The sequence below is a fragment of the Streptomyces humicola genome, from assembly GCF_024436035.1.
Classification (GTDB): domain Bacteria; phylum Actinomycetota; class Actinomycetes; order Streptomycetales; family Streptomycetaceae; genus Streptantibioticus_B; species Streptantibioticus_B humicola.
Genome location: NZ_JANFNG010000002.1, coordinates 61189 through 75928, shown reverse-complemented (window position 1 = coordinate 75928; position 14740 = coordinate 61189). Strand labels below are relative to the sequence as shown.

Annotated in this window: 7 protein-coding genes; 2 read left to right on the top strand and 5 right to left on the bottom strand. The window is 68.3% G+C overall.

Features of this window, described 5'->3' with window-relative positions:
* The first annotated feature begins 71 nt into the window (after positions 1 to 71).
* Both NGB36_RS03745 and NGB36_RS33655 read left to right on the top strand, forming a co-directional pair.
* Entirely contained in the window at positions 72 to 404 is a 333-nt protein-coding gene (locus tag NGB36_RS03745) for a hypothetical protein (RefSeq protein ID WP_255918593.1), read from the top strand.
* 556 nt (positions 405 to 960) lie between these two features.
* Positions 961 to 1113 carry a hypothetical protein gene (locus NGB36_RS33655; protein WP_372509361.1) on the top strand — a complete coding sequence of 51 codons (153 nt, stop codon included), beginning with the start codon at positions 961 to 963 and terminating at the stop codon, positions 1111 to 1113.
* Positions 1114 to 1921: 808 nt separating this feature from the next.
* On the opposite strand, the gene NGB36_RS03735 is transcribed toward NGB36_RS33655, so the two are convergent.
* From NGB36_RS03735 to NGB36_RS03715, 5 genes are all read right to left on the bottom strand, one after another.
* Positions 1922 to 2212 carry a hypothetical protein gene (locus NGB36_RS03735; protein ID WP_255918592.1) on the bottom strand — a complete coding sequence of 97 codons (291 nt, stop codon included), beginning with the start codon at positions 2210 to 2212 and terminating at the stop codon, positions 1922 to 1924.
* 328 nt (positions 2213 to 2540) lie between these two features.
* A complete protein-coding gene (gene ccrA / locus NGB36_RS03730) occupies positions 2541 to 3857 on the bottom strand; it encodes a crotonyl-CoA carboxylase/reductase (RefSeq protein ID WP_372509377.1) in 1317 nt (438 codons plus the stop codon).
* Positions 3858 to 4646: 789 nt separating this feature from the next.
* Positions 4647 to 5555, bottom strand: a complete 909-nt coding sequence (locus tag NGB36_RS03725; protein ID WP_255918591.1) for an alpha/beta hydrolase — start codon at positions 5553 to 5555, stop codon at positions 4647 to 4649.
* A 557-nt stretch (positions 5556 to 6112) separates the two neighbouring features.
* Positions 6113 to 12910, bottom strand: coding sequence for a type I polyketide synthase (locus NGB36_RS03720; protein WP_255918590.1), 6798 nt, complete (start codon positions 12908 to 12910; stop codon positions 6113 to 6115).
* Entirely contained in the window at positions 12907 to 14697 is a 1791-nt protein-coding gene (locus NGB36_RS03715) for a fatty acyl-AMP ligase (RefSeq protein ID WP_255918589.1), read from the bottom strand. Before NGB36_RS03715 ends, NGB36_RS03720 begins: the two co-directional genes overlap by 4 nt.
* Between the last annotated feature and the right edge of the window lie 43 nt (positions 14698 to 14740).

Below are 14740 nucleotides of genomic sequence, written 5' to 3'. Positions count from 1 at the left end.
GGTGCGAGTCGCCGACTTTGCATGCACAGTGTTACGTGAAAAAAGAGGGACCACGAGATCAGGAGACTACGATGAAACAACTCTTGCGGACCGCGGCGGTTGTGGCAGGTGCTTGCGGTCTGGCACTGGTGGCGGCGGGGCCTCCGGCAGCCCAGGCGCTCCAGCAGCATTCCGCCAGTGGAGTCACTTCCGCGACTACTGGCCCGGGAGGCAAGGGTACCGACGGCTCGGGAGGCAAGGGTACCGACGGCTCGGGAGGCAAGGGTGTCGATGGGGGCGGCGGTTTCCGGACCGGTCCTGCCAACAATTCCTTTAATTTCTTCAACGTCAATGCCGTGAAGAACGGTGTAAACTTGTTTCAGAGCAACAATAATGCCAACGGCCGCCTTATCTTCAGTCGTTGATTGCGAGGCCTGGATCCACGTCCGTTGGGGGAGTGGTCATGCTTGAGGCCGCTGATCGGGTGACGGGGATGACCGAGAACGAACGAGGCTTCCGGGCTGTTGAGTGAGATGTCGATATCTCAACTCGCCCGCCGGGAAGCCTCGACGGTCACCTATCCGCTGCACACACTCTTTGAGTGGGGTTTTCTCAGCGGGATCATTTCCAGTGCCCGTTGAGGACAAGGGCGGCGCGTGCGATGTCGCCGGTCCGGCTGGGGCTGAGCGTGACGTCCTTCAGCGCTCACCAGCGCTCCTTGAGCTCGCGGGGTGCGGAACTGCTTGCATCTGAGTGTTCATGAGTGACCATCAGGTAGTTGACCTCGGACGTGAACCTGACGGAATGGGCCAGGGCGCAGGGCGCAGGGCGCAGGGCGTTGGGCCGCGTATTGCGTATCGCTGGTTCCGTGAGGGCGCATTGCCGGTTCCTGCGGAACGAGTCGGTCCGCGCACGATCCCGGTGAACATCGAAGCGAACACCGAGCCGTAGAAGATCGAGGGCATCGGGCTATATGCGCGGGTGTCCTCCCACGATCAGGAGGCTGATCTTGAGCGGCAGACCGCCCGGCTGCTGGAGTGGGCGGCCAAGGCCGGTCACCGCGTGGTCGAATCCGAGAACGACTCGGGGATGAACGGTGGCACCGTCACCACCGCACCCGCGGGAACCGTGTAGGTCTGTAGGTCTGCGACCCACCGGTGAGGGAGAACGTCTGCGTCACCGGTGGGGCCGCCGCCCGCGCCGCCAAGGGTGTCACCGATGCGGCGGCCGCCGGCACCAGCTGGACACCCGACAGCACCACACACATCCCGGCCACCACCCCCACACCCTGCGGCATCCCGCCCCTACCGCAGCCCGCCCCACCGGCACCGATCAGCCCAGCACGAGCAGGGTATCTGACAGGCGCTCGACTCGCGGCCTTCCGGGCGGCCGCAGCCCCCTCGACGGCAGCCCGGCGTAGCCCAGCATCACGCATGCTCATCTGCAGACGCACCTCTCCTCACAACGAGGTTCCGACACAGGCTCGGGAGAACCACAAGCGCACAGCAGGGCCTAAGGGCTAAACACAAAACCCTGGGCTGCGTGCTGATCAAGGGGAGGGCGTCCGAGGGCCGCCGGAAGGGCCGGTTCTCCCGGCTCGACTACGGCCACTACAACCTGCATCCGGGTGACGCGGATCGCCGTCCGCCGTGTGGAGTCATGAGATTATTCGAATGCCCCTTATGCCCCTTATTGGGCGCGGATCTTCCGACGTTCAGCAGGCTCTCGTCTGCGTCCGCCGCCCGAGGAGGTCATTCCCGTGAGTCTTCGCACGCGGGCCGCTGCTTCGCTGGCGACGGCGGCGCTCGCCGTCGCTGCCACCCCGACCGGGGCGTACGCCGCGCCCATGTCCGTCACCACCGACCACGCGTCCTCCGCAGCCCAAGTGCGGGGCTCGGGCCACCGCGACGACTACGACCCCTGGGGCTACCCCGACTGCCGTTCACGCGTGCGCCGCCTCATCGTCGCCAATAGGCTCAAGGCGGAGCTGTTCAACGGCCGCCGCGGCCCGACGGCGATCATCAGGTCGGCCAAGGACAACTCGGTACAGACCTTCTTGGACGTCAACTGGAACCCGGAGACCACCGGCAGCGCCCAGTTCAAGATCGAACACTTCTTCAAGATTCACCCGATCCTGGTGGTGAGGGACTTCGACAAGCACAAGCGGTTCTTCCTCTTCCCCATCCGCCACTGCCGCGACTTCCGAGGTTTCCGCCTCGGCCACCATCACCACCTCCGCTTCCGCGAGTATCCGAATCCGAGCAGCAGTCCGAGTGCGAGTAGCAGCAGCCCGAGCACGAACCGCAGGGCGTACCGGTCGGTTCCGTACGGGGTTTTCGGAACAGTTGTTGCGGAACGACTTGAGGAACGGTCGGTGAGGCGATCGGCCCAGGAATCGGCGTTCCTGACGAGGCGTCGGGTAGCCTGTTCCACTACGGGCACGCCAAGTGTCTGGCAGTTGGGGCTGCAGCGGGCATGGCGGAAGATGCGCCAGCGCTCGACAGTGGCCACGTCGCGTTCGAGGGGATACCGGGGCCGGACGTGGGCCTTGTTCTATTGGTTCAGTTTTGGAAGAGGTGGAATCGGCTCTCTCCCACGCGCGAACGGGCTGCCGGGTCCGTCACGCCCAGCCCTGGCTCCGGAGCGAGGCACAGCACTCCTACCTTCCCGACGTGCTCGTTGACCTGCACACTCCGGGCCGCCTGGGAGACTTCGGCGAAGGTGTATGTACGCGACAGTACTGGCACCACGTGGCCGAGGTTGATCAGCCGGTTTACTTCACGCTGCTCGTGCAGGTTGGCTCCGTGACTGCCGATGATGCGCTTGAGTTTCATCCACAGGTAGCGGTTGTCGAAGGCGTGCTCGTATCCGGAACTGGAGCCGCAGGTCACTACCGTGCCGCCGCGGCGGCAGACGTAGACTGATGCGGCGAAGGTGGCTTTGCCTACGTGCTCGAACACGATGTGCGGATCCTCGCCGACCGCCGCGCGTATCGCTGTGCCTAGCTTTCTCCAGCCCTCCGGCCGCTGAAGCAGCGTGCGGTCTCCTTGCTCGAGTTCCGAGCGGTCGATCACTGCAGCGCATCCGAGCTTTCGCAGGATTTCCGCTTTCTCCGCGGAGCTCACTACGCTCACCGGGATGCCCCCGCCGTTCTGCACGAACTGCACTGCGTACGATCCCAGGCCGCCGGTCGCGCCCCAGATCAGTACGACATCCCCTTGCTTCATCCGGGCTCCGCGGTCGCTGACCAGCATCCGGTACGCGGTGGCGGCACACAGCGAATTGACGGCTGCTTCCTCCCAGGTGAGCAGCGCAGGCTTGGGCAGCAGTTGGCTGGCCCGCACGACGGTGTAGTGGGCCAGACCGCCGAAGTTGGTCTCGAAGCCCCAGGCGCGCTGTTGTTCACCCATCATTCCGTCGTGATGGGTTGCGGGATCCTGCTCGTCGACGTAAGCGGGGGTGACGATTACGCGGTCGCCGACGTTCCAGCGGCGTACGGACGCTCCGGTGCGTACCACCACCCCGGCGGCATCGGATCCCACGATGTGGTGTTCGAGGTCGTGGCGGGCCTCCCACCCGCCGAGCTTGCCCATCTGCTGCAGGAAGCGGAATGTCGGGATGGGCTCGAACATCGCCGACCAGATGGTGTTGTAGTTGATGGCGCTGGCCATGACTGCCACCACCACTTCGTCCGGTGCCAGAGCGGGCATCGGTACGTCGACGATGTGCAGCGACTTGCGTACGTCCTTGTCTGTCGCACCGCGGAACATCTCGACGTCGCTGAGACGCAGCGTCGCGGCGGGGAACCGTTCGGGCAGTGGCAGGCTGCTCAGTAGCTCACCATCACAGCCAGCGACTACGGCTTCAGACAGTGTCATGTTCATGAAACAATCCGATCTCGCGTTGTCCGGATCACGATGTGGTGACCGGTGGCCGGCCGAGTGGCCCCCGGCTGGCCGAGTCAGGCGGTGCACGGTGATGAAGCAGGAGGGAAGGTGTGCTTGCTCCCTTGTCCCGCAAGCCGCAGGCGGTTGCAGGGCGTGGGGATCGGGAGCATGCCGCGCTTGTTCTCCGTATGAAGTTGCAGCAAGTGCCCAGCGCCTTATGCGGGCAACAAGTGAAGGCTCGCGTTCGAGTACGCCATCCGCCGCATCGGAGCGCAAACGCATCTCGCCCCTGCATCGTTGCCGCGCCTCCGCTCGCGTTCGGGAAAGGCCAGGTCATGGGCTAGCGGAAAGGACCGGGCGAGGGCGTGACCCGTGCCCCCCAAACGGAGTAGCGAAGAACGAGGAGCATCCCCCGCTCAGGTGTGGTCTGTGCGGTGTTCCTCCCGGTCACGCAGCGTGGAGACACCGGTTAAGGGGGGACTTGAGAGCTGGCACGCAAGGGCATCGGCCTCACCGCCCACCGCGGTGCCCATGGGGAATCCGACAGGCTTGGAGCTCGCGGAAGATCCGGTCGAGCAACTCGCGGCTTTGCAGGAGTGGGGGCAGTTCCTCACAGTCGCCCGCGCCGGTACGCACAAGGTGACCGGCCGCCGGCTCGGTGCCGCCGTCGAGGTCGTCCCCGGGACTGTCACATTCTTGGTCTCGGCCCTCGGCCGAAGGCTGCTTCATCGTATCGCACACCTCTGTGTCTGACAGGCAACAGTCAGATATCGTGTCCGCTCAACTCCCCAGGGCGGCCAGGATGGAGGGCCATGCGCGGTGCAACTCCCGTCGCCAATAGCGCCAGGTGTGGGTGCCGGTCCGGTACAGATGCGCGGTGACGTCCACGCCCGCCGCCCGGAGCCGTTCGGCAAAGGCAGCGTTCTGCTGGTAGAGGGCCGCCTCCAACAGCCCCGCCAGAGGGGGGCTGTTCTTGTCCAGGCGGCCGGGTTTCCCTCTGGCGGCGGACAGGTACACCTTTGTGCCGCGGAATTCGTCGATCATCCGGCTGGGGTTGTGGGCGTTCCAGATGGCTCTTTGGCCCTGTGGGTCGCCCCATAGCCGCCGCGGGTCCACACCCTCGCGTAGGCAGATGAGGGTGATGGCGGATTGCGTCAGCGGGTCCGAGACGTCGACAGCACCGCTGAAGGATCCGGCGAAGCGATAGGCGCCTGGGTGCCGTGCCGCGTAGTCAAGTGCGCCCAAGCCGCCCTCGGAGATGCCCACAACGGCCTGCGCTTCCGTCACACGGTTGCCGCCTCGCAGGATTTGCGGGAGTTCAACGGTGTGGAATGTCTCCCATCTCGGGCCGCCTGGATGCCCGAAATTCCACCAGTCCGTGTAAAAACCTGCGCGCCCGCCGTCCGGCATCACCACCAAAACATCGGACTTCGCCGCGAGCCGTTCGACGTCCGTCTCACGGGTCCAGGAGGTGTAGTCGTCGATGGCGCCCTGCAGCAGATACAGGACAGGGAAGGAACGGTACGGATCGCGCAGCCAGCTTCGGGGGAGAAGTACTCGGACGGGGACCGATTCGCCCATGGCCGGGGAGTAGACACTCAGATCGATCGTGTGCGCGTCGATCCGCCGGACGTCGCTGACGAAGGCACCGTCGTCGGCTTCTCCCGAGGGGAATGTGCGCGCGGCCATGAGCGCTCTGTGTGAACCTGCGGCCGCGGGAACCATCGCCGAGGCTGTGGCCGGGGCGATGGCCAGGCAGGCGACGAGAAAGGCACGGGCAGATTGCCGGCCGGCCCATGCAAGCCGACCCTCTACGGCGAAGCGGCGCCCCCGCCGCCCGCTTTCTGCGGCAGGCGGACAAGGGAGCAGCGGCCCGTGTGTGGTGTTGCCGCTAACGCGTGAGGGGGCCGGAGCCGTTGACGCAGGGGCGCGCAGCGGGTGTGGGATCGGTGAGGTCATGGCGATCGCTGCATCCGAAGAAGGGGCTGGGGCGGAAAGCGGCGACAGTAGTCCGGAATGGCATGGCACAGGTTGCTGACGCCGCGTGGTTCATCGGCGGCTTTCAGTAACTGCCAACACCTGTCGGCAGGTGGTTCGTTGTCGGTGACGACCGGTGAGTCTGGCCAGGTGATCGCGATGCAGGCGTACCGGTTTGTGCTTGACCCGGTTCCTGCTCGGGCCGTACACGCTGACGTGTCATGCCGGTGCGGCTCGCGGCGTGTGTTCGCCAGACGGCCGTCGGGACCTCAGGAGAGCTCCTGCAAGCTGGTGACAAGATGCCGTGCGATGACGGTTACGTGTGGCGGATCGATCATCGTCAGGTGATCGCCTGGCACCGGGACGACTTCCAAAGAAGGGCACAGCGGTGCCCAACCCAGGTCGGTTTCGTATCGCAGGTATCGCGGGTCGAGTGCCGTGGTCAGCACTTGGGCCTCCTGCGCGCGGTAGAGCACGACGTGGCCTGCGTACGGTTGCGGCTGGTAGTGCTCGCCGATCCGGGCATCGATGTAGGAGGTTCGTTGGTGTTCCAGAATGCCTGGGCTCATGTCGAGTCCGGTCTCGGCGACCAGGCGCATGACGATCTCGATCTGGTCGTCCTCGGCCGAGCGTGCGAGCTCCTCGTAGGGCAGTCGCAAGGGGCGGCCGTAGGTGATTTCGATGTACTCCGCGAACCGTTTGAAGCGTTCCAGCACCATCTCCTTCGAATCCGTGCCTGGCAGAGCTGCCGGCAAGATGGTGTCAATGAGGCCCAGGTAGTCCACTGGTTCGCCTGCGTCGTGCAGCCGCGAAGCCGTCTCGTATGCCAGGCAGCCGCCGAAGGACCAGCCGAGCAGCCGGTAGGGGCCGCAGGGCTGGATGTCTCGCATCATCTCCAGGTAGTGCTGGGCTTTGTCCTCCATCGACGCCAGCGTGTCGACCCGCTCGAATCCGTATACGGGCTGGTGTGCCGGCAGGAGGTGGACGAGCGGACGGTACACCGAGGTCGGCCCGCCGGCAGGGTGGAATACGAACAGTGGGGCAGTGCCGGTCCCGTGATCAGCAGAACGCAGGACACGCAGTGTGTCGCTGCCCTCGCCGTTCACCGCTGGACGGATCAGATCGGCGATGGCTGCCACGGTGGGGTGGGCGAGAATCTGCTGGCCGGTGATAACAGGTGACGTGGCGTCGAGCCGATGGTGGATACCGGCTGCCAGTGCATCAGCGACAGACTCGTCGCCGCCTGCGGCTCTCAGGTCCTGGTGGAGGCTTTCAGGTCGCCGGCCCAGGGTTTTCTCCCACACTCCCGCGACCAGTCGCTCGGAGGCGTCACGGGGTGCGAGCGTCGTTGGCAGAAGGGGGCGCACGCGGTCAGCCGGGGAGATAGCCGCCGCAGCCGCTGCGCCGAAGTCGCAGCCTTCGCCCCGCGGCGAAGCAGACGAGCCAGGACCGCCGACGTCGGCTGTCTGCGCCATGCTGTGCAGGTCGAGGGCGGCAAGTAGTTCGTCGCCCAGGTCCTCCAGGCTGGCGCCGCGCAGCAGCAGTGTGCTCGGCATCACGATGCCGAAGTCCTGCTGCACCGCATTGCGGATGCGCACGGACATGAGGGAATCGAGCCCGAGTGTGGTGAGCGGCACGGAGCTGTCCATGCCCTCGGGCTCGTAGCCCATAACGGCCGCGGCGCGCTGGCGCAGGCGTCGGCGGGCCGCGTCTGCCGCCCCGGCGCCCAGGGCGTACAGCGCCTCGGGGCCGCCCCAGGTGTCGTCGCTGACGGCGCCGCGCAGCAGGTCGGTGAAGAACGGGAGGGATTCCATGCCGGGAAATGCCTGCACGGCCCGGCGCGTATCCAGCCGCAACACCCCGGTGTGAGGGCGTTCGCCCGCCAGCAGAAGCTGCAGCGCATCCAGCCCCTGGTCCGGCCTGATGGGGTGGATTGCCAAAGCTGCTGTGTTCGGCGCTGCGCCGATCTGGGCCCAGGCTCCCCAGGCGATGGACGTCGCGGGCATACCTTGCGCGCGGCGGCGCAGAGCATGGGCGTCAAGCCAGGCGTTCGCCGCGGCGTAAGCGGCCTGGCCGGGGGAGCCGAGGAGGGCAGCCGCGGAGCTGAAGGCCAGCCACCAGTCGAGGTGGTGTCCCATGATGGCCCTCTCCAGCCGGAGGGCGCCCTCGACCTTCGGCCGGAGCACCGTGTCGATGTCGTCGGGGGTCAGATCGGTCAGGAGGCGGTCATGCAGCACTCCCGCAGCGTGGGCGACGCCACGCAGGACATGCCCCTCCGCCATCGCCGTCGCGACCATGCGCGCCGCGACGTCCGGGACGGCGACGTCCCCGAGCACGACCTCTACCGAGGTGCCACGGGCGCGCAAACCGTCGAGGACGTCCTGGGTCCGCGGGGCGGGCGGGCGGCGCCCGCCCAGGACGAGCCGGCCGGCGCCGCGTTCGGCGAGCCGCTCGGCGGTGGCCAGCCCAAGTCCGCTGAGACCGCCGGTGATGAGGTAGGCGCCGTCCGGGCGGGCGAAGGCGGCCGCGGTGGCGTCGGGCTGCGGGTCTGCTGGAGTGAGGCGGGCGACGAACCGGGTGCCGCCGCGCCAGGCGACTTCGTCTGCGGCGCTGTCCGCGAGCAGCTCGCGAACGAGGTCGTCGGCAACACCGGCAGCCCGGTCGACGTCGAGCATGCACGTTCTCAGGTGGGGATGTTCCAGGGCCAGGACGCGCACCAGTCCGCGTAGACAGGCTCGGTCGGGGTCGCCGATCTCTCCCGCTGTCACCTGCATCGTCCGCTCGGTCACCAGCCATAGGCGGGGGGGTGAGGCAGCCGTGGACCGGGCGGCGAGGTGACGGGCGACGTCGGCGGCGGCCAGGACTGTCCCCCGGGCGCCGGCGGGGCCGGCGGGCTCGGTGAAGAGCAGGACGACACCGGCCGGTGCACCCTCGGTCTGCTCGCACCAGGAGCGCAGGATACGTTCGCTGGTTTCCTGGTGGCAGTGGCGGGCGGTGACCGTGGCCCCCTGGCGCTCGAGCGCCGCGCCGAGTGGGGCAACGTAGCGGTCTGTTGTGCCGGATGCCTCGTCGCGTCCGGTGGTGAGGATGAGCCATTGGGCCGGAGGATGTTCGGCCGCGGGGGGTACCGCAGCCTTGTCCCAGAGGATTTCGTAGGTGGTCTCCCGAAGCGGCAGCGGTACCTCGCTCGGCTCCAGGGCACGCAGAGTCAGGCCCCGCACATCGACCACCGGGTGGCCGTCGCCGTCCTCCAGACCCACATCCCAGCGGCTGTGCACCGGCAGTTGCCCGCGGTCCTGCGCCAAAGGTCCGGTCGCCTCGGGGGGAAGTCGACGCAGGCGGCTGGGGCCCCGCATCGTCCCGTGGCGTCCTACACGCAGCGAGGCGACCGAGACAGGCATGATCTCCTGCACGGCGGCTGCCGAGGACTGGCCCTCCGGCTGCTGTGGCCCCGCACCGGCTGGCATCCCGGCGGTGATGGGCGCGTGCAGGCCGGCATCGAGCGGCTCGGACAGTGCCGTGATTCCGTCCCGCTCCAGCAGAGGTCTCTGCGACGCGGCGGCGTGCCGGGAGGCGACGGCGCGGCCGGTGGTGGCGGGTGACTGCGACGAGTCGGCCACCACCACGGCCGAGGCGTGACATAGCCAGGTGCCGGCCGCGGACCGTGTGTGAAGACGGACTGCGGCACGCAGGCGGTCGAGGGGATCCCACACGACGGTGACGGGCGTGCTACCGGACAGGGGCAGCAGGTGGTCCAGCGCCAGGTCCTGGACAACGACGCCGTCCGTGGACACCCCTGTGGCTTCTCCCGCCGCGGCAAAAATGATCTGCGCGCAGGCCGCGAGCGTCATGACCGCCGTGCCGTGGACGGGCCGCTGGATACTGTTCCATCCGTCGGTGCCGACGTCGCCCTGCCACAGGATGCGACTGGTGCCGGGCACGTCCACGCGCAGGCCGAGCAGCGGATGTCCGTCCGCGCGCGGCCTGCGAGCCGCCCCGCGGCCCACCCAGTGGCGTACGTGGCGCCAGGGCCAGGTCGGCAAGGCCGTGCGGCGGCCGGTCGGCCACAGCAGGTCGGGGCGGCGTTGGGCGCCGGCCAGGTGGAGCGCGGCCAGACTGGCGCGCAGAGCCAAGGGTTCGTCGTCGCCGCGGCGCAGTGTGGGCACCACGAGGGTCTTCGTGCCAGCGGCTTCCTCGAGTGTCTCGCGTACCGGCAGGGCGGCGATCGGGTGGGGCGAGATCTCCACGAAGATGCTGTGGCCGTCCGCCGCCGCGGCAGCCACGGCATGCTGCAGCCGAACCGGTCGGCGGGCGTTGGCGCACCAGTAGCCGGCGTCGGGCGCGCCGGTCGCGTGCGGGTCCTCATCTACCGTTCCGTACCAGCGGATGGTGGCCGCTGCGCCGCGGATGCCCGTAAGGGCGTCGCGCAGGGCCGGCAGGACGGGGTCCACGGCGGCCGAGTGGCCAGCGCCGTGCACGTCGAGCACGTGGGCAGAGCGGCCTGCCTGCTCCAGTTCGGCGACAAGGCGGCCGACTGGTTCCGCGGGACCGGCGACCGTGCATCGCAGTGGCGAGGCGTATACCGCAACCTCCACGCCGGGGAACCGGGCCAGGGTCTCAGCGCGCAGCTCCTCGGGCAGCTCGATGGAGGCCATGGCACCGGTGTGGGCGCCATCGACGGTGGCGAGCAGTGCGGAGCGGCGCAGCATCACGCGCAAGCCGTCCGCCGCGTCAAGAGCCCCGGCGACCACAGCCGCAGCCACCTCGCCCATGGAGTGGCCGATGACCGCCGCCGGCTCGACGCCGTAGGCCTGCCACGTGCGGGCGAACGCCAGTTGAAGCCCGTACAGCAGGGGCTGAATGCGGTCCACAGCGGTGTCGGATACGCCGCGGGTGATCAGGTCACTCAGCCGCGTGCCCGCTTGTGAGGCGAAGACGGGGTTGAGGTCCTCCACCGCTGCGGCGAATGCGGCATCTTCAGCCAGCAGGCGACGGCCCATGCCCGGCCACTGGGCGCCATAGCCAGAGAAGACGAACACTGCCCCCCGGCCGGGGCCTTGTTCCTCACGCCCGGTCTCATGGGGGCCGACGATGCCGGGCTTGGGGCGGTCGTCCGCGAGTGCCAGCAGTTGCTCGGCGAGCGCTTGGCGTCCGCGTCCCACGACGGCCGCGGCTGCCGAGCCTCGGTGGTAGTGCCCCAGAGTGTGCGTCACATCCTCAAGGGATGTCTGTCGTCCGGCGGGGGCCGTCAGCCAGTGGGCAAGACTCCGTGCGGCTTCGCCGACCCTGTCCACGGATCGCCCGGAGACGACCAGGATGTCAGGAAGGCCGGCGTCCTGCTCCGCGGCATCCGGGACGTCCTCCGGCCGGACGGCTGACGACTCCTCTGCCGGGGGGGACCACTGCTGCACGATGGCGTGCGCGTTGGTACCGCCGAACCCGAACGCCGACACGCCCGCCAGCCCCGCTCTGTGCTGCCTACCAGGCCACGAAGTGGTCTCGCTGACGACCCGCAGGTGCTGGGCCGCGAAATCGATGTGCGGGTTCGGGGTGCGGAAGTGAAGGCTGGCAGGGATGGTGCGGTGGTGCAAGGACAGGACGGTCTTGATCAGGCCCACGATGCCCGCGGCGCCTTCCAGGTGCCCCAGGTTGCTCTTCACCGATCCCATGAGCAGCGGTCGCCCAGCCGGCCGCGCAGCACCCAGCACCGTGCCCAGGGCCCCGGCCTCGATGGGGTCGCCGAGCAGCGTGCCTGTACCGTGCGCCTCGACATAGTCGACATCGGCCGGGTCGGCACCGGCGTCGCGCAGCGCGGCGCGCAGCAGCGCCTCCTGCGCAGCGGGATTGGGCGCCATGATCCCGGCCGAATGTCCGTCGGAGTTGACTGCTGTGCCGCGGATGACGGCAAGAATCGTGTCACCGGCGCGCCGCGCGTCCTCCAGCCGCTTCAGCACGACCACGCCGCATCCCTCGCCGCGGACGATGCCGCCTGCGGCGGCGTCGAACGCCTTGCACCGGCCGTCCGGGGAAAGACCACCGGCCTGGTCGAAGCTCGCGGTGATCGCCGGGGAGAGAAGGACGTTGACCCCTGCGGCCATCGCCAGGTCGCATTCGCCACTGCGCAGGCTTCGGCACGCCTGGTGCACCGCGACCAGCGACGACGAGCAGGCGGTGTCGATCGTCATGCTGGGGCCCTGCAGATCGAGCAGGTAGGACAGGCGGTTCGCGGCGACGCTTGCGGCCGCGCCGGTAGCGGTCCAGGCGGTCACGCCGGTCACATCGGCCGTGGTCAGATGGCCGTAGTCCACGGAGCTGAGGCCGACGAACACTCCTGCCGAGGTACCGCGCAGGGACGACGGCGGCACGGCGGCGTGGTCGAGTGCCTCCCACGCCACCTCCAGCAGCAGACGCTGCTGGGGGTCCATCAGTTCCGCTTCGCGGGGCGTGATCCCGAAGAAGTCCGCATCGAACCCGGCGACATCCTCCAGGAACGCTCCCCACCGCGTCGTACGGGCGAGTGCCGCCGCGGTACCGGGCGACCCGTCGTCGAAATCCTGCCAGCGGTCAGAGGGCACCTCGCCCACGGCGTCGCCACCGGCGATCAGGTAATCCCAGAAAGCCTGCGGTCCCTCGATTCCGCCGGGCAAGCGGCAGCCGATGCCGACGACGGCCAGAAGTCCGCCGGGCTGCTTGGTGTCCGGCTGGGGTGCGTACGCCTCCGTGTGCGGGACAGGCGCCGACTCCTCGCCTGCGCCACTTCCCCTGGATCCGGTGGTCAGGCTGCGTGCCAGGTCCTCGACGGTGGGGTTCTGCCACAGCAGCGTGGCCGGCAGGCTCGTGCCGAGCGTCTCCTCCAACCGTCCTGAGATCGCGACGGCGTCCCGGGACGTCAGACCGTACTCGATGAGCGGGCGGTCGGCGTCGATCTCGTCGGGAGCCACGTCACACAGTTCGGCGACCAGCCGCCGCACAAGTGCGCGAATCCCGGCGTCATCTGCCGACGCCGGCGTGCCCGCCTCCGAGCTGCCCGGTCCTCCCCTTTCGCCCGCGCCTCCAGCCCCCGTCATGCCGTCCTGTCCTCAGCAGCCGGCTCCGCGTCCTGGGCGCTCTTCCACATCCCGCTCAGATAGCGTTCCCGGCAGGCGCGACGGGCGACTTTGCCGCTGGTAGTGCGGGGTACGGTGTGCGGCGCAGCGAGCACGAAGTCCGTGACGGACACCGCGTGGGCCGTGGCGACGGCGGCGCGCACCGCTCGGGCGGCGGTGTCGCGTACAGCCTCCGGATCGGTGATGTGCCGGGCATGCTCGGCGACAACAACGAGTCCCTCGCCGCCCTCGGTGGCCACCGCGAACGCCGCGACATGATCGCAGCGAATAGCCGGGTGCGCATTTTGCACCGTCAGTTCGATGTCCTGGGGATAGTGGTTGGTCCCATCGACGATGACCAGATCCTTGATGCGCCCGGTGATGTACAACTGCCCGTCGTACCAGACCCCCAGGTCGCCGGTGCGCAGCCACCCGCCGCCCCTACCTGACTGGCCGTCGTCCAACTCCGCGCCGAAGGCCTCCATGCTGGCCTGCGCCTGCCGCCAGTACCCGCGTGCGACATTGGGACCGCGGACCCAGATCTCTCCCACCCTTCCGTCCGGTTGCCGGCGACAGGACATCGCATCGACGACCGCGACCTCCTGGTCGACGGGACGGCCGCACGCGACAAGTTCGGTGACGGGTACGCAATCGGCCGCTGTGGTGGCACGTGCGACGCCTCCCGCCAGCAGGTCCCGATCGAAGGCGGTGACCCGTGGCCGCTGGCCGTGCGGCGAGCCGGAGACGAACACCGTCGCCTCGGCCAGACCGTACGACGGACGCATGACCTCCCTGCGCAAACCACAGCTTTCGAACGCCTCCTGGAAGCGGTCCAAGGTCACAGCCCGGACCGGCTCACTACCGTTGATCATTACCGACGTCCGGTCCAGGGAAAGTTCCCGCCGATCCACATCAGCCACGCGCCGTGCGCAGTAGTCGTATGCGAAGTTCGGCGCGGCGGTGACAGCCCCCGCGTACTGGGACAGCAGCCGCAGCCACCGCACCGGCTGCTGCACAAAAGCCATCGGATCAGTGATCACCGAATGGACGGCGCCGACGACCGGAACCGCGACCATCAGGACCAGACCCATGTCGTGGTACAGCGGCAGCCAACCGACCACGTGATTGCAGTCCCGGCGGATGTCGTACGCCTTTGCGATGTGCCGGGCGTTGGCGACAACGTTGGCATGGGTGATCTCAACACCGGACGGGCTTCGTGTCGACCCGGAGGTGTACTGAAGGTAGGCGCAGTCCTGCGGCCCCGGCTGAACACCGGCAAGCTCCTCCTCAGCGCCGGGGTCCCGATCCAGTGCAAGATCGTCAACAGCGAGCACAGGTGGGCCGCCGCAAACGGCTCTCGCAGCACAGAAGTCCACCACCAGCTGCCGCTGGGCACGCGTCGTGAGGATATGTGTGGGACGCGCATCATCCAATGCGGCGGCAAGCTTGTCGGCATGGCCGGGAAGGTCGGGGGGGAACAAGGGCACGGCGATCGCCCCGGCACACATGGCCGCGAGGAAACCGATCACGTAGTGAGGGCCTTGCGGGGCCAGGACAGCCACCGGCTCGGCTCCGGCACCGGCACGGCGAAGCGCCGCGGCCATCGCCCGTACCTCACGGTCGAGACGCGCCCAGGTGTGCGCGGCAGGTCGCCCGGTGCCGTCAACGGCGAAATCCACGAAGGTGAACGCGGGGAAGTCCGGGGTCTGCGCCGCGGAACGGGCCAGATGGCCGATGAGGGTGTCCTGCTTCATCGCCGACGCATTCATGCGTCCATGGTCACGTTCATCGAGGCTGGACAACGCCAATCCC

Excerpts from the sequence above, each read along its gene's own strand:
- NGB36_RS03745 (WP_255918593.1), top strand. The coding sequence starts at position 72 with ATGAAACAACTCTTGCGGACCGCGGCGGTTGTGGCAGGTGCTTGCGGT.
- ccrA (WP_372509377.1), bottom strand. The coding sequence starts at position 3,857 with ATGACACTGTCTGAAGCCGTAGTCGCTGGCTGTGATGGTGAGCTACTG.
- NGB36_RS03725 (WP_255918591.1), bottom strand. The coding sequence starts at position 5,555 with ATGGCCGCGCGCACATTCCCCTCGGGAGAAGCCGACGACGGTGCCTTC.
- NGB36_RS03720 (WP_255918590.1), bottom strand. The coding sequence starts at position 12,910 with ATGACGGGGGCTGGAGGCGCGGGCGAAAGGGGAGGACCGGGCAGCTCG.
- NGB36_RS03715 (WP_255918589.1), bottom strand. The coding sequence starts at position 14,697 with ATGAATGCGTCGGCGATGAAGCAGGACACCCTCATCGGCCATCTGGCC.